Origin of the sequence: Bradyrhizobium sp. DOA9, from assembly GCF_000617845.2 — a bacterium.
Classification (GTDB): Bacteria; Pseudomonadota; Alphaproteobacteria; order Rhizobiales; family Xanthobacteraceae; genus Bradyrhizobium.
In genome coordinates this window covers 4,670,566-4,687,707 of the sequence record NZ_DF820425.1, presented here as the reverse complement: position 1 = coordinate 4,687,707, position 17,142 = coordinate 4,670,566, and the positions used below count along the sequence as shown (strand labels likewise).

The window sequence follows — 17,142 nt, the reverse complement described above, 5'->3', positions numbered from 1 at the left end:
GCCTGAGAAACGTAGGGTGATGTTCATGACATCGCCCCGCCCATACCTGCTGCCGCGTCGATCGGCTCCACTTCGGAACGCGGCCCCACCCCGACCCAGTCGTTCGGGGTGACATCGCCACCTGTGAGTTCGAAGATGATCGCCATCGCCGCGGCGTCGGGCTCGCGCTTACCAAGCCGATAACGGCGCACGGTCTCGCCAGACCATCCGGCCTTTTCCCCGAAGCCCGGGTTGGTCTCTCCTGTCCTGATCATCCAGTCGTCGAATCTCATGAACATAGACCAACACCATTTTGGTGTGATTCGGCAAGAGGGACACACCAGGTTGGTGTTTGAAACCCACACCAATCTGGTGCCCCCTTGCTCCATGAAGGGGAAATTTCCAAACGGGCTCGCTGAGGCGATGAAGCGACGCCCTGATATCAGCCAGGGAAAGCTGGCGAAGGCCATCGGCACCAGTCAGCAGCAAATTGGCAAGTTGCTGCATGGGGAGCGAGAACTCGGAGCGCATTGGGCGGAGCGGATTGCCCCCATCCTCCTCACATCCCCGGAGCAGCTAGTCTTCCCGGGGCTTCGCACGTTCCGGGCACCCGTTCTGTCCTGGGTCAGCGCCGGCCGGCTCGCAACGCAGGAGGGCGTGCGCAAATCCGATGTGCGCCGCTACGTGCACTTGGCCGATCTGCCAAAGGGTGACTGGATCGTGCTCGAGGTACAGGGCGACTCGATGGATCGCGTCGCTCCTGACGGAAGCTTCATTTGTGTCAACCTCACCGATCAGCGCGTGGCGAACGATAAGTTCTTTGTTTTTTCCACGCCGGAGGGCGAAGCCACATTCAAGCGGTATCGCGGCGGCAACCCGCCCCGCCTCCAGCCATTCTCGACCAACCCCGATCACGAAACGATCCATATGACCGACGGCATGCTCGTTCTTGGTCGAGTCGGGCGGGTGATCAATGACCTGCAATAGGGCCATCACACCAAATTGGTGTTGATATAACACCAAAATGGTGTAGCTTGCGCTCCCGCATCATCCGGGAGACGCCCCCATGCCGACCCTGGCATTTCAGCTACCGAGCAGCACGCTTTTCCTCGATCTCCGGGAAAGGCGTGTATGCAACGCCCTCGCAAACCATCCTGGAATACTGGGTCTCGTCCCAGGCGTTGACGACCTTCTCATTGCTCAAAGCGAGAGCGGTCACCTTGCGGCCCGTGTAGGCGCCCATGCTGTTTTTGGCGTTCGCCCGCAGGCAAACGACCCATGGAGTCGTGAAGCCGTCCGAGTTGAGAGAGGGTCCTGTGCCCGGTTTCGGAGGCGCAATCTCGGCATCGCGGATGCTGTAGGGGTCTTTGAAGCTGGATTTCACGTAGTCCGCCGCAAGCTGCCGATAGTTCGCCGGCGGCGCCCCAGCCGTTGCAGCGTTCGCCGACGGCGTCGCTTCGCCGCTCGTCTGGCAACCAGCAAGTGCGAGCGCACAAGTCGCCAACAAGACCCAACGCATCGGGCGCCTCTCCCCCTGACCAAAACCACTGCGAAGCCTACCACACCTTGCAACCGAAGCGAGTAGCCACCCCATGCCGCGCCGCAACGACGACGACATTTCCAAATCCGACTTCGCCTGGCAGCTCCGGCTGCACAGCGTCGCTTTCCTCCCCAACATCAACCGCTTCATCGACCTGAAGCACCCGAAGGCCGGCCGGCAGATCCTGCCGGTAATGGACGAGACCGGCCGACACCTGCTGCGGCGCGCCTCGATCGAGTCCTGCCTCGCCGCCCGCGCCGCCTATGAGGCCGAGCTGGCCGAAAAAGAACGCGCCGAGCAGCAGAAGGCGGCTCTCGCCGCCCAGCTGGCGCCGAGCGCGCTGGCGCCCTGCCGCGCCGATCTCGACGGCCCGGCTGCCGTCAACCAGCTCGCCGACGACTTCATCGTGCAGACCACCCACGGCGAAGGCGTCGCGTTCGGCCAGCTGATCCGCCTCGGCTGGCAGGCCGAGCAGCTGAAGCAGCACAGCCCGGCGGCGCGGATCGTGGCCCAGCGCCGGCAGGAGAAGCAAATGGCGGAGGTGCACGCATGACCCTGCTTCGCCCTCCGAGCTTCGCTGGGCACAAGCCCGCCAACGCCAAGGACATCATCACCGCGATGGCCGAGCAGCTGCGCAAGGTCGGCATCCCCGAAACAGAGCGCGAGGCGATCCGCATCCTCTTGGCGCACGGCTTTCGCCATGGCGACGTACTGGCGCTGGCCGACGATGCGCTGCTCGCCGCTCGCCAGGCGGCCGTCGCCGACATCATGGCGGCAGACGGAGGCGCCGATGCGCCGGCCTGATGCCTATCCGCTGCTGCGCATCGCGCTGACGCATCTGCGCTGGGACGACTTTCAGTCGGCGCGCGAGCTCGCCGGCCGGCTCGAGCGATGGTCGGTCGACAGCGTGCGCGACCAGCTGCAGCTGCTCGAGTCCGAGGGCCTGCTGTGGTCGATCGTCGAAGAGGGCCGTCTCTCCACGCACAAATGGGCTCATGTCTGCGCCGGCACCGCGGAGCTGATCATTCCCGCCGGCGGGCGCCGATCGGTGCGGCGCACCTGGCGACCCGTGGGGAGGGTTGCGGCATGAGGGGGCCCGTCACCACCGCCATGGCCATGCTGCTGCAGCAGGATCTGCGGAGCCGCGGCCATTACCTCGAGCTCGGCGATTGCGAGGCCGTGCTGGCCCACGTCCTCGACGCCACCGCGCGGTTGTCGCGCCGGGCGGCGATCGCCGCGGTTGAGATGCCGCTGTGCCCGGCCGGCGGAGCCACGGGGGAGCCGTCGTGAAGCAGGTCGCCGACCATCGGGAGCGCGCCTATGCCCCGCGCGGCCTGCGCCGGGCCGCTGCGGCCGACTGGGTCGGGATGTCGTCCAGCAAGTTCGACGAACTGGTGCGTGAGGGGCTGATGCCGCGCGGCAAGCTGGTGCGCGGCTGCCGAGTCTGGGACCGCTATCTGCTTGACATCGCCTTCGAGAACCTCCCGGATGAGGACGAAGCCGCGCCGCTCGCGCCCGACACGGATGCCTGGGCCGGTGTGACCTGAGGGAGACCTTCATGGACCCAATTGTCCAAGCCACGAGACAACAGACGGCCGCCATCCTCGCCGCGGCTATGATCACAGCATCGGGCAGAGCTTGGTCCATTGAGCAGGCTACCAATCTGGTACGTGACATCGAGCATACGATGTTCCCGCAACCGAGCTACGGCAGCTATCAGGCCTGGGCGCAGACGCGCGACGAGACGATCAAGAAAATCCAGTCCTGATCGGTGGCGCCGTGCCAGAGATCGACCAGCGCTATTACTATGAAGACACCGATCGCCACGGCAATCTGCGGCGCTATTTCCGCAAACGCATCACCGGCTCGACGAAGTATCGCAAGGTGCGCCTGCGCGAGCAGCCCGGCACTGCCGAATTCCTCGAGGAGTTTGCCGCGGCCATGGCCGGCCGGCCATATCTGCGCAAGGATGAGACACCGCGCCCTGCCCCGCCGAAGGTGGTCGAGCGCTCGCTGCGCTGGCTGATCGAGAAACGGTATTTCCGCGAGAGCCTGGAATTCCGCGGCTATGACGAGGAGACACAGAAGGTCCGCCGGCGCATCCTCAACGCCATCTGCAACGAGCCCTGGAGCGAGACCGACAGGCGCGAGATCGGCGACCTGCCCTGCGACATCCCGGAAGACAAGATCAAGGTACTGGTCAAGCGCAAGGCCGCCACCTCGATCGACAGCGCCAACGCCTGGCTCAAGGCGCTGCGCAAGCTGTCCGAGTTCGCCGTCGACGAGAAGCTGATCCCGGTCAACCGCGCCGCCCAGGTCGACCTGCTGCCGCGCATCGAGACGGGCGGCTGGCATACCTGGACACTGGAGGAGATCGCACAATATCAGGAGCGCCATCCGGTCGGCACCAAGGGCCGCCTTGCGCTGGCCCTGTTCCTGTTCTCCGGCCAGCGCCTGTCCGACGTCGCCCGCCTTGGCAAGCAGTTCATCCGGCGGCCGGAGCACATGGCGCCGGCGATGCGGCAGATCCACCCCGGCCGCTGGCTCGCCTTCCGCCAGTTCAAGAACCGCAAGCGGGCGCCGGTCGACCTGGTGATCCCGATGCTGGCCGACCTCGAGGCGGAGCTCGCTGCGGCCAAGGCCGCCGGCGCGCTGGGCGCCATGGCCTTCCTCGAGACCGAGCACGGCAAGCCCTACAGCACCAAGGGACTCGGCAACTGGTTCGAGCGGCGCTGTATCGAGGCCGGCGTCCCCGGCCGCGCCCACGGCCTCCGCAAGGCCGGCGCGACCCTGGCGGCGGAGAATGGAGCCACGCCGCACCAGCTGATGGCGATCTTCGGCTGGAAGACGCTGGCCCAGGCCGAGCTGTACACGGAAAAAGCCCGCCGGCAGCTGCTCGCTGGCGGCGGGATGGGGCTGATCAGCGTGGGCGGTCAGTCCGGGCGGTCGAATACTTCTGGATAGCTCGCCGGACTGTTCGAGCGGTCAGAATCCCAGCTGCGACATATAGAACCGAGCGGAGCCGTCATGTTCCGCATACGGGTAGCGAACGCGTCGCCGCAGGCCGCCGAATCGAAATTGCCCTGGCTCGATGGAGTATCACTCGGCACCTGCGGAATTGCCTTCCGCACCATAATCCGTGATTTCATCGTGGCCTCCAGCCTTCAAACAGTCTTTGGTCGTTTATCGCTTCCTGAGGGATGTTAGTACCCGGGATCGGGTATTGCACCCTTGTCAGTTCGCCCTCGCTCACAAAAATGTGGCCGGGATAAGCAGTGCTTTCGAGCAAGCAGCGCGTGCAGGAATATTTAACGGTTTGGTTAACGCCGAGTAAAGCATTGGGATCGAACGGGCTCGTCACCTCCAACTCGGCGCGCATCGCCTGGAGCCAATCCTTTATCAATCTGTAGAGCTTCTCCGACGGCACTTCGACGTTGAGCCCGAGCTGCTTGGCCTCGCGGCGGTTGATCGTGTAGTCGTGACTGCCACTTTCGCTGCACAGAAAATCGATGATTTTCTTCGTTTTGGCAGCGTCCTTAACCTGCCCCTTCAGAAGCTCACGCGCTAGCGACTGGATCTGACTGCGGCTGCGGAAAATCGATCCGAGCACCAGCGGATGAACTTTTTCTGACAGATTCATCAGGACGTGAGCCATGTCGGAGCCAGCCTTCACGCCGAAGTCCTGCTTCGCCATTTCGATGTAGCCGCGAACGGCCTCGACGCTGACCGGGGCTCTCGCGTCGGGCGACGCTCCTGGGATGCCAGGGTTGAGGGGCCCACTGAGCGAAGGATCGATCGGGCCGAGGGTCGCCTGCTTGGTCATCAAAACCATGTCGGCGCCCAGACACATCAGCGTACCGGCGCTGCGAGCCCGCGATGGCACGATGATCTCAAGCTCGTCACAGAACATTTTCAACATGTTGACCATGTTCCAGGCCGCCATGGTGTTCCCGCCATTCGTATAGAGAATGAACGAGATTTTCTTTGCTGGAAACAAGGCGTCCAGATGCTCCGAGAGCAGATCGACCGAATCGTTCCCGATCTGGGTCTGCATATTGGGCCGATCGCCGGTGACAAGGGCCACAACCCGAGACTTCCGATCCTTTTCAATTGCCGCGTACAGCGCTTGGCGCGCATCGTAGGTATCTGGCAACTTGATGTCCTCCCCACCACTCGCGCGCAAGTAGCACGCCGGAAGACGCGGTCGCAACCTAGCCATTGCGCCTAGGTGGGTCACAGCTTCGGAAATCCCCTGCATTTGCATGGAAGTGTGATGTGGCTCACCTTCCCATAAGGCCTTGAGCTTGCCCAAAGCTTGGCTCCGCTAGGGAGCGCCAGCCAGGCTGATTCCCCTCACCGCTGCTCCAGGAAGCTGCTGCCGACCTTCGCGCAGGCCAGCCCGACGCTATAGACGTGGATCCCCTCGATCACGCAATGGTCGGGATTGAGCCCCAGCAGCCCGATCGAGCTTTCGGCATCGAGCGCCGCCGGGGCGCGGACGATGATGCAGGGATAATCCGCCGCGAGCTTCGCGTAGCTGTCCGGACGAAAGTTGTGCTTGAGCACGTGCGTGTAGCCGTTGTGGTCCAGCAGCGGGATCCTGAAGACGCCGGCATAGGCCGCGGAGAACCTGTCCCGCATCGCCCTGTCGCCCCAGAGCTGCACCGTCATGTCCCAGCCGTGGTTCATGTCGTTCTCCGGCGCGCGCACGAACATGCTGGAGACGTTGGCGCAGGCCGGGCCTGCCGCGACCACGGCCTTGGAGAGCCTGGCCCCGATCGCATTCAAGCGAGACGAATGCAGCGCGGCGGCCCGGGCCTCGATCAGCGTCCCCGCGCTGATCGCCGCGCACAGGCTGCCGGCAAGCAGGCTCAGCGCGGCCGGCGGGACCGCCGGGACAAGTCGCCTGACCTGCACCACGATAAGGACCAGCACGCCGCCCGTCAGCACCCACGGCAGCAGCATGTAATGGACCGCATAATGCTTCGAGGTTGCCACCAGGTGCGCGGCATAGATGAGGACGGCGGCAGCGAGCGTCAGGCTGACCGGATCCCGCCAGCTCCGGCTCTTGATACACCAGGCCAGCGCCACGGCTGCGGCGACGACGTAAACCCCGAGCACAAGCGGCGCGGCTCTGACGATCGCGGCCATGTTCGACCAGAATATTCCGAAGTCAATGAACCCCGGCTCGCCCTCGCCGTAATTTCCCTTGTGGGTGGCGATCTGCGCGAGCCATCCGAACCCGCGCGTGATCGTTCCCGGATTGAAGATCAGGCTGAAGCCAACGAAGCCGATCGCCCCGGCGATCCCTGCGGCGACGAACGCGCGCCTGCTTCTGAGCAGGCACACGGCGAACAGCGCCTGCGGCAGATAGAGATATTTGGTCGAAAATCCCAGCGCGAAGATGACCCCGGACGCGGCGCCGAGCCCCGTCCCCGGCGGCTGCACGTCGAGCGCGGCCTTGATCACGATCGCCATGCCGAACAGCGCGATCGCGGCCATCAGGCTTTCCGGCGCAAGCACCGTCTGGAAGTGGAACGAGTCGGAGTGCACGAACGCACCGGCCTGAAACAGCATCGCAGCGATCGCGCTTTGCGTGGTCCGACCGACGATGAGTCCGCCGGCCAGCAGCGCGCCGGTGAACGCCAGCGCCTCTCCGGTTCGCGCCGCCCATGTGATCGCATCGTAATGTTCGAGCCCGAACGCGACGATATCCCCGGCCCCGGCAACCAGGGCCCACCCCTTGACGATCAACGCGACGAGCAGCGTCGTCGTCGTCCCCGGGTGATCGAATTTCAGCGAGCCGTATCCCGCCGCCATCGCCAGCCCGTTCATCGTATAGGCCGATTCCGGATCGACCTGGACGCCCCAAACGGCCTGGTAGGCCGAATAGAGCAACGTCGCCGCCAGATACAGCGCCGGCACGATGAGGATCAGCAACGTTCTGATCCGTCCGCTCACGCGCGCATCGGGAAACCAATCGTCTGACATCATGGTCGTCGAACCGTGGCTTCCGCGGCCTAGATCGCCTTGATCTTGAAGAAGGCGAAAGCCACCATCTTCAGCAACATCCAGCCATGGCGAAACCTGGAGATCTGGGTCTCGCCGTAGGTGCGCGCGGCATAGCGGATCGGAAGATCCACGGTTTTCAGGTTGAGCTTCGATGCGCCGAAGATCAGGTCGAAGTCGCCGAACGGATCGAAATCACCGAAATACGCCTTGCCGGCCTTCAGGCGCTGATAGTCGCTGCGGCGCAGAACCTTGGTGCCGCACAGCGTGTCGGTATAGCGCTGATTGAGCAGCCAGGAGAACAGATAGGAGAAGATCTTGTTGGCGATCAGGTTGAGAAAGCGCATCGCGCCATCGTCCATGGGATAGACCAGGCGCGATCCGTTGACGAACTCGCCCTTGCCCTCCCGCAGCGCCTCGACGAATTTCGGAATCTGCTCCGGTGGCATGGTCAGGTCGGCGTCGAGAATGATCAGCACGTCGCCGCGCGCCGCGTCGAAGGCGGTGAAGACGGCGTCGGCCTTGCCCTTGCCCGGCTGCCGCATCACCTTGATGTCCTTGGATGGATACGCCTGCTTGACCCGCTCCATCTCCTCGAAGGTGCCGTCCTGGCTGTGGCCTTCGATGAAGATGATCTCGATGTCGCTGCAGAAGTCGGGAATTCGCAGGACCGCAGGCTCGATATTGCCGCGCTCGTTGCGCGCCGGGATGACGATTGTGGCCGAGGCGAATTCTTCCATCGCGCTGCGGCGGGAGCGCGCGACCAGATAGTGACGAAGCGCCAATTGGCGGATCCCCGGGAGCACGCTGACGAAACGATTGAGAAAACGACCGACCCCGAACATCCGGACCGGCGAGAGCACGCGTTGCTCCGACTTCACTGGATCGAAATCCGCAAGCCTGGCGAGGCTGCGCAGGTCGGTCGGCGACAGCACGTTCTGGTCCGGTTGCGGCATCCGCAGGCCGAAGAATTCGGCGAGTTTCAGCACGGGATACCAGAGATGCGAGAAGTAGCCGACCACAAGGCGCGTATTCCGCGTACAGAACGGATGCAGCTGGGCGATGAACCTCTGACAATCCTCCACCGAACCGATCGTATCGAGGACGAGGATATAGTCGAACGGACCTTGCAGCGCGCCGAGCGTCGCGGGGTCTTCGGCATCGCCTTCGACGAAGGTGAGATCGGGGTGGCGCTGCCGTGCGATCGCGATCTGCTTGCGACAAAAATCGATCCCGACGCCATGCGATGGCGCGAGACTGGCGAGCGTATCGCCGATGCCGCAACCGATGTCGAGGACGCGGCTTCCCGGCGGGATCAGAAACCGGAGATAGCGTTCATCCTCGTCGTGAAAGAAGCGGTTCTTCTCGCGCCACGCCACGCGATCGGTGGCGATCCGGTCGGCGTGATCGAGAATGCCTGCCTTCCGTGGGGACAGGCAACCGGACGCGACGGTCAAGTCCATGGCAAGGCGCAGGTTTCATTGAGCCTGCTCGAACTGAAATTGACTGCAAAATCAAACGCCGCGGCGCAAGGCGCCGCCGCCACAAAAATAGACATCAACATGGTCCCCCAGACCTGCGGGTAGTCAAGCGCAACTGGGGGGCGAGATCAACAGGAAGATCATCGACCTGGGATCGCCGGATATGCCCGCCACCTGTCCTCGGCCGGGGACGATGAGCGGCAGAATCCGTCAGACGGCATGAACCTCCCCGGCCCTCGCCCGCAACCAACGTCTGAAGGAAACCGCGGCCGCGGCGGCGCCCGGCTTGAAGGATCTGGTCCGACTCATGGAGCAGGGCAAGTCGACCTTGGAAGGCCAGTCCGGCCTCTCCTCCACAACGACCACGCCACCGGCATGGATGCGCCGCACCGCGCCATGCTCGCCGGACCGACGCGCCAAAATGCTCGAGCACATGGCGCGCGCCCGGTCGATGCCGCGGCCCCAGGCAGATTTTGCGGCGGCCGCACCCGTACTGTCGGGCAGCAGCGCCAAGGACCTCGTTAGCGAGGTCATCGGCTACGTCGTCCTGTTCGGTGTCGTCGGGCTGCTCTTGCAGTCGCGCGTTCCCCTCTATCTCGGCGCGTTTCTCTTCCTGACGGACGGCGAGCGCATTGAGCGCGCGCTGGCGAGCGTCGGTATCCGCCTCGAGCCCGAAACGATCGGCCCAGACATCGTCAAGCGCTCTGTATTCTGGTTCGGATGGTTCGCCTTGCTCGATGCGCTGAAAGGCTCCGTCCCCGCCTGGCTCGCGCCATGGATGCCTCCGATCGAGTCATGGTCTTCCCTGGCCGGCCTTTCCCTTCTGCTCGCCATCGTCGAAGCATTGACGGCGCTCGCGCTACGGCGCGCATTGCCGCGCTTGGGATGGGAGATCCGTTCGAACGGCCTGACGTGGACGATCCAGTTCGCCGTAGCCATAGCCGCACTGACCATTCTGGTGCTGTTCAGGCCCGGCTAAGCGCCGCCACGGCACGCCGTGGCTTCCCCGCGCTTTTGAATGAGAAACGCTGCGCGTTTGCCTGCAGCATAAACGGGTCCCTAAGTCGCGCCTCCTGCTGCGGCGCCGAGCCGCGCATTTACCGAAAATTTACCCCTGCTCTTGGTCAGCGGTATCACTTGCTTAGAATTTCGCCGTTACCGTGAAACTACGGAAATCATCCAAGAACAGATTGGCGCTCATGTCCGTCGCGGAGTTCCTGAGGCAGCGAGCAGTGGATGTTGCGGTCAGCGGCAGCTACTCGCTGCCCCGCTGGTACGATTGCGAGGGCAAGCTCCGCAGCTTTGCCTGCCGGACCAAGCGTGTCTCGCCCTTCCGGATGATCGTGGACGTGCCCGTGATCGGCAAGGTCGGCGAGCGCGTGACTTCCTACTTCCAGGATTTCGGCGAATTCCAATGCACCATCAGCGCGACACTGAAGGCTGGCTTCCTGATGGAGCTCGATATGACGCGGGCGCGCCGCGCCTGGATGTCGGAAAAGCTGACCTGGCTCGAGAAGAAGCAGAAGGATGCCAGCGTTCAGGAGCTGCGGCGTGACGCGCGTTTCGTTCCACAGGTCTCGCACACCGTCCTGACCCTCGCCGACGGCAGCAGCCATCCCTGCTTCATCATCGACGTCTCGACGGCCGGCGTCGCGGTGTCCTCCGAGTACGATCCGGCGATCGGAACCCCGCTTGCGGTCGGCGCCTGCGTCGGGCGGGTGATCCGCAAGTTCGACTACGGCTTTGCGGTCAAATTCGCCGAAAAGCAGGACCGGGACGATCTTACGCGCCTGATCGTGCGCGCGCCCTTGCTGAAATCCGCCTGACCCTCCGCCTCGCCGCCCTATAGCGGCCCCAATGCCGGATCAGCCTTATGGGGTCTGCGCCTCGCGCCGGACGTCATTTTGCAGACTTGCGATCGGGGGACCGAATGGCAGTCGACAAGATCACGATCGATAAGGTCAAGCTTGGCAAGATCACGCTTGGTAAGATCACTTGGGACAGGGTCGGCCGGGTCACCGAGCCCGGACGCTACATGTACACGTTCGGCTGGCTCACCATCACCGCCGGCGATCTCGAGATCTGGAAGCGATACCCGCAGGCCGCGTTCACGCTGCTGGCGCAGAGTTCCGAGTCGCCCGAGTCCGCCGGCGAGGAATTTCATCTCGGCGCCTTCGACGTCGCCCCCGATGCACCGACTCCGATCACCACGCACTGAGCCGGAAAAGCTCGGATCACGCGCGCTGTGAATCGAAGAAACCCGCGCATTTGCTTGATCTAGCTCGCCAATCTCGATCCGATATCCGGCGCGCGGTCGTTGCCACGGATGACGAGCCTTCTTTGTCATCCAATTGATTGCGCTTGTATTCTACTTCCGGGTCCGTGGCGCCGATGAACGGCAGCTGTCGCATGCGTTAAGCGACCCGACAGCAGGCGCATGACACATGGTCGCATCGGCCGACGTAGATAAGCGGATCAAGGGAACCTATTTTCGGCGCCAATGTACCTGATCGAAGCGCTCCCCACCGTCCTTGGAACTGCCGCCATCGCCCCGGCGCTGCTGATGCTCTGGCTTGTCATCGCCGCCGAGGAACGGCCGGGGCCGCCGGCCCAGGTGTGGACCGCATTCCTGCTTGGGGCGGCCAGCATTTCGCTCCTGGGTCTCGCCCGCGCCCCCTTCGCCAAGATGGTCGCCGCCCCTGATGACCCCTGGGCGGCGCTGGCCATGCACTCGATCTTCGGCGTCGCGCTGCCGGAGGAGGCCGTCAAGGTGGTCGCCATCGTGCTGGTCTCTTCCACCAAGCGGCGGAACTTTGCCAATCCGATGGACACCGTGGTCTACGGCGCCGCGGTCGGTCTCGGCTTCGCCGCCTACGAGAACCTCGCCTACCTGGTCCAGCACGCCGACATGTGGCGCTCGCTGGCCGCGCTGCGCAGCGTCCTGACCGTGCCCTTCCACGGTGCGCTCGGCATCATCGCCGGCGCCTACCTGACCATCGCGCGCGCCGGCACGGCGCTGGGCGCGAACCGTCATCATCGCGATTGGGCCCGTCTCTCCAGCCGACTGTTGATCTTCGCCGCCCCCCTTGCGCTGCATTCGGCCTTCGACTTCCCGCTGCTGACGCTCCAGCGCATGCCCGACCTCGATCCCAGCTTGCGCATGTGGCTGGGCGCCGCGAGCCTGTTGATCGGCTTCGGCTCGATCGCCTTCGCAATCCGCCTGGTCCGGCGCGTCGCGCGCCACCATGCGCCGCGGACCGATGTCGCACGCGAGCGGCTCAGCCAGCTGCGCCGGATGTGGGCGCTGCTGCTCGCCGGCGGCGGCATCGGCTTTGTCGGGCTCGCCTTCGTCCTGACCTCGATCCATCACTGGCTGATCAACCCCGAGCGTAATCTGACGCTGGCGCTGATCCCGATTGGTTTCGTCTCGATCCTGCTCGGCCTCGCGCTTCTGATTGTCACATCGGCGATCTACATTCTCGGCCGCAACCGCATCCGCACCAACGCGGAGGGCTTCTCCTCGGCGCCCGGCGGTACTTGATCCACCGCATGGCGAACGCGCCATCGGCCCACTAGATTGGGAATAATCCTCTCGTTCCGGAGCCAGACGATGACATCGCCCGAGGAATTTACTCGCCTCCAATCCGAGATGAACCGGGCGGTCAAGGCGCATTGGAAGGCTCTTCTGTTCGAAGGCGTCCTGCTTGCCGTCCTCGGCATTGCCGCGCTCATCCTGCCGCCGCTCGCCAGTCTTGCGACTGCGATCTTCCTCGGCTGGATGTTCCTGATCGGCGGCATCGGCGGACTGATCGCGACCTATTGGGCGCGCAGCATGCCAGGCTTCTGGTGGTCGCTGATCTCGGCTGCGCTGGCCGTGCTCACCGGCTTGCTGCTGCTGGCCCGGCCGATGCAGGCCGTGCTGACGCTGACCATCGTGCTCGGCGCCTATTTCCTCGCCGAGGGCGTCGCCACCATCATGTACGCGCTGGAGCACCGCCGCGAGCTCAGCGGCCGCTGGTCGTGGCTGCTGATCTCGGGCCTCGTCGATATCGCGATCTCGTTCATGGTGATCACGGGACTGCCGAGCTCGGCGGAATGGGCGATCGGCGTCCTCGTCGGTATCAACCTGCTGTTCGGCGGTGCCACCCTGATCGGCATGGCGCTGGCGGCACGGAAAAGCAACACCTGATACGCGCGTTGCGTCCTGTGCCGTCTTCGGGGGGTGACAAGGCGGCAGCGGCACGCTATATGGCCTTTCCATGATCACCGTCGCCACCAGCTATTTTTGGTACTTTAGCTACGACAGCTCGCTGGCGGCGGGAGGATCGCGCTCAATCTAAACCATTGCAGCAAACGTCCGAACAGCCGCCAGACCTGGCGGCTTTTTTATTGGCCGGCAGGTTCTCAAACAGACAGGAGCCCGCCGTGCTGAGCACGACCGACGATCTTCGTATCCGCGAACTGAAAGAGCTGAGCACGCCGGAAGAGGTGATGCGGGAAGTCCCACGCACGCTCACGGCAACGCGTGTGGTGATGGCCGCACGCAACGCCATCCACGCCATCCTGAGCGCCCAGGACGACCGCCTTCTGGTCGTGGTCGGCCCCTGCTCCGTGCATGATCCCGAGGCTGCGCTCGACTACGCCGAGCGGCTGGCAAAACTGCGCGAGGATCTCGCCGATCAGCTCGAGATCGTGATGCGGGTCTATTTCGAGAAGCCGCGCACCACGGTCGGCTGGAAGGGCCTGATCAACGATCCCGACCTCGACGGCAGCTTCGACATCAACAAGGGCTTGCGGCTCGCGCGCAACGTGCTCGCGGCCGTGAACAATCTCGGCCTGCCCGCCGGCACCGAGTTCCTGGACATGACCACGCCGCAATACATCGCCGACCTCGTCTCCTGGGCCGCGATCGGCGCGCGCACGACCGAGAGCCAGATCCATCGCGAGCTGGCGTCGGGCCTGTCCTGCCCGGTCGGCTTCAAGAACGGCACCGACGGCAACGTGCGGATCGCGGCGGACGCGGTAAAATCGGCCTCGCATCCCCATCATTTCATGGCCGTTACCAAGCTCGGCCGCTCGGCGATCGCCTCGACCGCCGGCAACGAGGACTGCCACATCATCCTGCGCGGCGGAGCTGAGCCGAACTACGATGCGGCAAGCGTTGCGGCCGCCTGCAACGAATTGACCAAATCCGGCGTCGCACCGCTGGTGATGGTCGATGCCAGCCATGCCAATTCGAGCAAGAAGCCGGAGAACCAGCCGCTGGTGATCGCCGATATCGCCCGCCAGATCTCGGGCGGTGAAAATCGGATCATGGGCGTGATGATCGAGAGCAATCTCGTCGCCGGCCGCCAGGATGTCGTGCCGGGCAAGCCGCTCACGTATGGGCAGAGCATCACGGACGGTTGCATCGACTGGGCAACGACGGCAAGGACGCTCGAGCAGCTCGCCGACGCCGTCGAGATCCGTCGCAACACCCGGCGCGCCGGACTCCACGAAAGGTCGGCCTGACGGATGGCCGTGTCAGGAAGGCTCGTTCCTCACCTCTCCCCGACGGGGAGAGGTGAAGGCCTCAGCAGCCGCGGCAGATGCTCTTGATCTTCTTGTCGAGCGCCTGGTTTTCCTTGCTGAGCGGATCGTTTGGATCGCTCAGGTTCTTCTCGCTCGGCACATCGCTGGCACGCGGCTGGCGATGACCGACCGGCGCCGGCAACACCGATCCGGATGATGCGCCGCTTGAGGTCGATCCCTTGGAGCCGCCGGTCTGAGCAACAGCCGCGCCGCCAAGCAAGACCACGAGCGATGTTGCCAGCATGATCTTCTTCATGTCCGTTTCTCCATTCTCAAATCAGCGTCCAAGTCAGCGGCGATGCCATCCCCGCTCATGTCTCGGGCGGATAGAGATGAACGTCGCCGCAATAGTCGACGATACGATAGCGCTTTTCCGATTCCGCTTCACTCGCCTCGGCTGCGGTATTTTGCACCGCCGAGACGTAATTCGGACCCACCGGCGACTTGCCGGCGCCGCCGGGAATGTCGATGACATAGTCCGGCTGACACAGGCCCGACACCCGCCCGCGCAATTGCCGCATCAATTCCTGGCCCTGCGCCAAGGTCGTTCGCAGATGCGCGGTGCCCGGCGCGAGATCGCCGTGATGCAGGTAATACGGCTTGATTCGGCATTCGACGAAAGCTCGCATCAAATCCGACAGCGCGGCGATATCGTCATTGACGCCGCGCAACAGCACGGACTGGCTCACCAGCGGTATCCCGGCATCGACGAGCCGCGCACAGGCGGCGCGTGCGGTGTCCGTCAGTTCGCGCGCGTGGTTGGCGTGTACCGCGACCCAGGTGGCGGCGCCCGTGACCTTCAGCGCCGCAACCATCTCCGCGCTGACGCGGGCGGGTTCGGCCACGGGGACGCGGGTATGAAGACGGATGATCCTGACGTGATCGATGGCCGCAAGGTCGGCCATGATCTCGCTCATCCGCCGGGGCGACAGCATCAGGGGATCGCCGCCGGTCAGGATCACTTCCCAGATATCGCGGTGCGACCGGATGTAGTCGATCGCGGTGCGATAGGCACTCTCCGACAACGCATTGTCCTTGCCGGGCCCGACCATTTCGCGGCGGAAGCAGAAGCGGCAATAGACCGCGCAGACATGCACGAGCTTGAACAGCACGCGGTCGGGGTAGCGGTGCACGATTCCCGCGACCGGGGAATACGGGTGATCGCCGATGGGATCGGCACTCTCGCCCGGCTGCGCCTCGAGCTCGGCCGAGGTCGGAACGAACTGCCGCGCGATGGGATCGTCGGGATCGGTCGCATCGATCAACCGCACCAGATCAGGCGTGATCGCCACGGCATAGCGCGCAGCGACGCGTTCGAGCGCCGGCAGCGCCGATGCGGGGGCGAGGCCCTCGGCCACCAGTTCGGCAGGTTCGCGCAAAGTGCGTGCAAGATTGATCTTTGTCATCTCTCATCCGCAGGCGGCGTCCACACCACCTGATCAATTCGTGTCGCGCCGCTCGCCAGCATCACCAGCCGGTCGAAGCCGAGGGCGACACCGCTCGCCTCCGGCATTGCGGCAACCGCCGCCAGAAAATCCTCGTCGAGCGGATAGGCCTCGCCGTAGCGGCGCTGCTTCTCCGTCATCGATTCCGTGAAGCGTTTGCGCTGCTCCTCGGCATCGGTCAGCTCTCCAAAGCCGTTGGCGAGCTCGACGCCGCAGGCATAGACCTCGAAACGTTCGGCGACCCTCGGATCGTCCGCCTTCACCCGCGCCAGCGCCGCCTCTGGAGATGGGTATTCAAACAGGATGGTCAAACGCCCCTGCCCAAGCTGCGGCTCGACGTGCTCGACCAGGACCTTGCTGAAGATGTCCGACCAGGTGTCGTCCTCGGCGACACGGACCTTGCCGGCTGCCTCCGCGGCGAGCGCCGCACGGTTACCCTCGCCGCCCGAGATTGTCGACAGCAGGTCGATGCCGGCGAAGCGCTCGAAGGCGCCCGCGACCGTCACGAGCTCCGGCTCGGCAAAGGGATCGGCGGTCCGGCCGCGGAAGGAGAAGGTCCCGATCCCGGTCGCCTGCGCCGCCCGGGCGATCACCACGACGCAATCGGCCATGATGGCGTCATAGGGGGCACCCTCCCGGTACCATTCCAGCAGGGTGAATTCGGGCAGATGCAGGTCGCCGCGCTCGCGGTCCCGGAACACCCGCGCGAACTCGAAAATCCGTGTCTCGCCCGCGGCCAGCAGCTTCTTGCAGGCGAATTCGGGCGAGGTCCGCAGGTATCGGCTGGCCCGGCTGCCGTCGGGCCGCATGATCTCGGTCCGGGGGGCGTGCAGATGGGTCTCGTTGCCCGGAGAGACCTGGAGAACGGAGGTTTCGACCTCCACAAACCCCTGTTCGGCGAAAAACCCCCGCAAAGCTCCGGTCACGGCGCCCCTGGCCTGGAGGAACGGCCGCCGGTCGAGGTGCCGCGCGGGCGACCAAAACGGCGACATCGGCTTGTCCCCAGCCATCAACCGGCCACCCCAGCCGGCAGCAAAATGCTGGCATCCAACGGCAAAATCAGTATGTTGCGGCCCGAAACGGGTCCCGAGGTCCGATTTGAGGCCCCAAGTCCCCC

At 64.4% G+C, this 17,142-nt stretch carries 22 protein-coding genes; 14 read left to right on the top strand and 8 right to left on the bottom strand.

Annotation, left to right across the window (positions count from 1 at the left end):
• Window positions 1-23 precede the first annotated feature (23 nt).
• Complete coding sequence (locus BDOA9_RS21880; protein ID WP_042336332.1) at window positions 24-272, bottom strand: hypothetical protein; 249 nt, start codon at window positions 270-272, stop codon at window positions 24-26.
• A gap of 55 nt (window positions 273-327) precedes the next feature.
• Here BDOA9_RS21880 and BDOA9_RS21875 point away from each other — a divergent pair, with 55 nt between their 5' ends.
• Window positions 328-966 (top strand): LexA family transcriptional regulator, encoded by a 639-nt coding sequence (locus BDOA9_RS21875; protein ID WP_244521593.1) that lies wholly within the window; start codon window positions 328-330, stop codon window positions 964-966.
• A 100-nt stretch (window positions 967-1,066) separates the two neighbouring features.
• Here BDOA9_RS21875 and BDOA9_RS21870 read toward each other — a convergent pair whose 3' ends face one another.
• Entirely contained in the window at window positions 1,067-1,498 is a 432-nt protein-coding gene (locus tag BDOA9_RS21870) for a hypothetical protein (protein WP_025036107.1), read from the bottom strand.
• A gap of 73 nt (window positions 1,499-1,571) precedes the next feature.
• Here BDOA9_RS21870 and BDOA9_RS21865 point away from each other — a divergent pair, with 73 nt between their 5' ends.
• Genes BDOA9_RS21865 through BDOA9_RS21835 form a run of 7 tightly spaced genes read left to right on the top strand, consistent with a single transcriptional unit; the run spans window position 1,572 to window position 4,483 of the window.
• Entirely contained in the window at window positions 1,572-2,072 is a 501-nt protein-coding gene (locus tag BDOA9_RS21865) for a hypothetical protein (RefSeq protein ID WP_025036106.1), read from the top strand.
• A complete protein-coding gene (locus BDOA9_RS21860; protein WP_025036105.1) occupies window positions 2,069-2,323 on the top strand; it encodes a hypothetical protein in 255 nt (84 codons plus the stop codon). The genes BDOA9_RS21865 and BDOA9_RS21860 overlap by 4 nt, the downstream gene beginning before the upstream one ends.
• Entirely contained in the window at window positions 2,310-2,609 is a 300-nt protein-coding gene (locus BDOA9_RS21855; protein ID WP_025036104.1) for a hypothetical protein, read from the top strand. The genes BDOA9_RS21860 and BDOA9_RS21855 overlap by 14 nt, the downstream gene beginning before the upstream one ends.
• On the top strand, window positions 2,606-2,809 hold the full coding sequence (locus BDOA9_RS21850) for a hypothetical protein (protein ID WP_152033394.1): 204 nt from the start codon (window positions 2,606-2,608) through the stop codon (window positions 2,807-2,809). Before BDOA9_RS21855 ends, BDOA9_RS21850 begins: the two co-directional genes overlap by 4 nt.
• Window positions 2,806-3,066, top strand: coding sequence for a hypothetical protein (locus BDOA9_RS21845; protein ID WP_025036102.1), 261 nt, complete (start codon window positions 2,806-2,808; stop codon window positions 3,064-3,066). The genes BDOA9_RS21850 and BDOA9_RS21845 overlap by 4 nt, the downstream gene beginning before the upstream one ends.
• 11 nt (window positions 3,067-3,077) lie before the next feature.
• Complete coding sequence (locus tag BDOA9_RS21840) at window positions 3,078-3,287, top strand: hypothetical protein (RefSeq protein WP_025036101.1); 210 nt, start codon at window positions 3,078-3,080, stop codon at window positions 3,285-3,287.
• Between the two features lie 11 nt (window positions 3,288-3,298).
• Window positions 3,299-4,483 carry a tyrosine-type recombinase/integrase gene (locus tag BDOA9_RS21835; RefSeq protein WP_025036100.1) on the top strand — a complete coding sequence of 395 codons (1,185 nt, stop codon included), beginning with the start codon at window positions 3,299-3,301 and terminating at the stop codon, window positions 4,481-4,483.
• A 181-nt stretch (window positions 4,484-4,664) separates the two neighbouring features.
• Here the strand turns inward: BDOA9_RS21835 and BDOA9_RS21830 are convergent, their stop codons facing one another.
• The 3 genes from BDOA9_RS21830 to BDOA9_RS21820 all read right to left on the bottom strand — a co-directional run bounded on the left by BDOA9_RS21830 (window position 4,665) and on the right by BDOA9_RS21820 (window position 8,991).
• Complete coding sequence (locus tag BDOA9_RS21830; protein ID WP_042336634.1) at window positions 4,665-5,672, bottom strand: SDH family Clp fold serine proteinase; 1,008 nt, start codon at window positions 5,670-5,672, stop codon at window positions 4,665-4,667.
• Window positions 5,673-5,872: 200 nt separating this feature from the next.
• A complete protein-coding gene (locus BDOA9_RS21825) occupies window positions 5,873-7,513 on the bottom strand; it encodes a hypothetical protein (protein ID WP_025036098.1) in 1,641 nt (546 codons plus the stop codon).
• Window positions 7,514-7,539: 26 nt separating this feature from the next.
• Window positions 7,540-8,991 (bottom strand): bifunctional class I SAM-dependent methyltransferase/glycosyltransferase family 2 protein, encoded by a 1,452-nt coding sequence (locus tag BDOA9_RS21820; protein ID WP_042336326.1) that lies wholly within the window; start codon window positions 8,989-8,991, stop codon window positions 7,540-7,542.
• A gap of 304 nt (window positions 8,992-9,295) precedes the next feature.
• On the opposite strand from BDOA9_RS21820, the gene BDOA9_RS21815 reads away from it, so the two are divergent.
• The 6 genes from BDOA9_RS21815 to BDOA9_RS21790 all read left to right on the top strand — a co-directional run bounded on the left by BDOA9_RS21815 (window position 9,296) and on the right by BDOA9_RS21790 (window position 14,520).
• Window positions 9,296-9,988, top strand: coding sequence for a hypothetical protein (locus BDOA9_RS21815; RefSeq protein WP_244521508.1), 693 nt, complete (start codon window positions 9,296-9,298; stop codon window positions 9,986-9,988).
• A gap of 220 nt (window positions 9,989-10,208) precedes the next feature.
• Window positions 10,209-10,835: a PilZ domain-containing protein gene (locus tag BDOA9_RS21810; RefSeq protein ID WP_025036095.1), complete on the top strand. Its 627-nt coding sequence runs from the start codon at window positions 10,209-10,211 to the stop codon at window positions 10,833-10,835.
• A gap of 104 nt (window positions 10,836-10,939) precedes the next feature.
• On the top strand, window positions 10,940-11,227 hold the full coding sequence (locus BDOA9_RS38935) for a hypothetical protein (RefSeq protein WP_025036094.1): 288 nt from the start codon (window positions 10,940-10,942) through the stop codon (window positions 11,225-11,227).
• Window positions 11,228-11,509: 282 nt separating this feature from the next.
• Complete coding sequence (locus BDOA9_RS21800; RefSeq protein WP_025036093.1) at window positions 11,510-12,550, top strand: PrsW family glutamic-type intramembrane protease; 1,041 nt, start codon at window positions 11,510-11,512, stop codon at window positions 12,548-12,550.
• A 69-nt stretch (window positions 12,551-12,619) separates the two neighbouring features.
• Entirely contained in the window at window positions 12,620-13,198 is a 579-nt protein-coding gene (locus BDOA9_RS21795; protein WP_025036092.1) for an HdeD family acid-resistance protein, read from the top strand.
• Window positions 13,199-13,434: 236 nt separating this feature from the next.
• Window positions 13,435-14,520 carry a 3-deoxy-7-phosphoheptulonate synthase gene (locus BDOA9_RS21790; RefSeq protein WP_025036091.1) on the top strand — a complete coding sequence of 362 codons (1,086 nt, stop codon included), beginning with the start codon at window positions 13,435-13,437 and terminating at the stop codon, window positions 14,518-14,520.
• Between the two features lie 61 nt (window positions 14,521-14,581).
• Here the strand turns inward: BDOA9_RS21790 and BDOA9_RS21785 are convergent, their stop codons facing one another.
• The 3 genes from BDOA9_RS21785 to epmA are packed head-to-tail and all read right to left on the bottom strand — an operon-like array spanning window position 14,582 to window position 17,035.
• Complete coding sequence (locus BDOA9_RS21785; protein WP_025036090.1) at window positions 14,582-14,836, bottom strand: hypothetical protein; 255 nt, start codon at window positions 14,834-14,836, stop codon at window positions 14,582-14,584.
• A gap of 55 nt (window positions 14,837-14,891) precedes the next feature.
• Window positions 14,892-15,986 (bottom strand): lysine-2,3-aminomutase-like protein, encoded by a 1,095-nt coding sequence (locus BDOA9_RS21780; RefSeq protein WP_025036089.1) that lies wholly within the window; start codon window positions 15,984-15,986, stop codon window positions 14,892-14,894.
• On the bottom strand, window positions 15,983-17,035 hold the full coding sequence (gene epmA, locus BDOA9_RS21775) for an EF-P lysine aminoacylase EpmA (protein WP_025036088.1): 1,053 nt from the start codon (window positions 17,033-17,035) through the stop codon (window positions 15,983-15,985). Before epmA ends, BDOA9_RS21780 begins: the two co-directional genes overlap by 4 nt.
• Between the last annotated feature and the right edge of the window lie 107 nt (window positions 17,036-17,142).

Excerpts from the sequence above, each read along its gene's own strand:
- BDOA9_RS21880 (WP_042336332.1), bottom strand. The coding sequence starts at position 272 with ATGAGATTCGACGACTGGATGATCAGGACAGGAGAGACCAACCCGGGC.
- BDOA9_RS21870 (WP_025036107.1), bottom strand. The coding sequence starts at position 1,498 with ATGCGTTGGGTCTTGTTGGCGACTTGTGCGCTCGCACTTGCTGGTTGC.
- BDOA9_RS21865 (WP_025036106.1), top strand. The coding sequence starts at position 1,572 with ATGCCGCGCCGCAACGACGACGACATTTCCAAATCCGACTTCGCCTGG.
- BDOA9_RS21860 (WP_025036105.1), top strand. The coding sequence starts at position 2,069 with ATGACCCTGCTTCGCCCTCCGAGCTTCGCTGGGCACAAGCCCGCCAAC.
- BDOA9_RS21855 (WP_025036104.1), top strand. The coding sequence starts at position 2,310 with ATGCGCCGGCCTGATGCCTATCCGCTGCTGCGCATCGCGCTGACGCAT.
- BDOA9_RS21850 (WP_152033394.1), top strand. The coding sequence starts at position 2,606 with ATGAGGGGGCCCGTCACCACCGCCATGGCCATGCTGCTGCAGCAGGAT.
- BDOA9_RS21840 (WP_025036101.1), top strand. The coding sequence starts at position 3,078 with ATGGACCCAATTGTCCAAGCCACGAGACAACAGACGGCCGCCATCCTC.
- BDOA9_RS21825 (WP_025036098.1), bottom strand. The coding sequence starts at position 7,513 with ATGATGTCAGACGATTGGTTTCCCGATGCGCGCGTGAGCGGACGGATC.
- BDOA9_RS21820 (WP_042336326.1), bottom strand. The coding sequence starts at position 8,991 with ATGGACTTGACCGTCGCGTCCGGTTGCCTGTCCCCACGGAAGGCAGGC.
- BDOA9_RS21810 (WP_025036095.1), top strand. The coding sequence starts at position 10,209 with ATGTCCGTCGCGGAGTTCCTGAGGCAGCGAGCAGTGGATGTTGCGGTC.
- BDOA9_RS38935 (WP_025036094.1), top strand. The coding sequence starts at position 10,940 with ATGGCAGTCGACAAGATCACGATCGATAAGGTCAAGCTTGGCAAGATC.
- BDOA9_RS21800 (WP_025036093.1), top strand. The coding sequence starts at position 11,510 with ATGTACCTGATCGAAGCGCTCCCCACCGTCCTTGGAACTGCCGCCATC.
- BDOA9_RS21795 (WP_025036092.1), top strand. The coding sequence starts at position 12,620 with ATGACATCGCCCGAGGAATTTACTCGCCTCCAATCCGAGATGAACCGG.
- BDOA9_RS21785 (WP_025036090.1), bottom strand. The coding sequence starts at position 14,836 with ATGAAGAAGATCATGCTGGCAACATCGCTCGTGGTCTTGCTTGGCGGC.
- BDOA9_RS21780 (WP_025036089.1), bottom strand. The coding sequence starts at position 15,986 with ATGACAAAGATCAATCTTGCACGCACTTTGCGCGAACCTGCCGAACTG.
- epmA (WP_025036088.1), bottom strand. The coding sequence starts at position 17,035 with ATGGCTGGGGACAAGCCGATGTCGCCGTTTTGGTCGCCCGCGCGGCAC.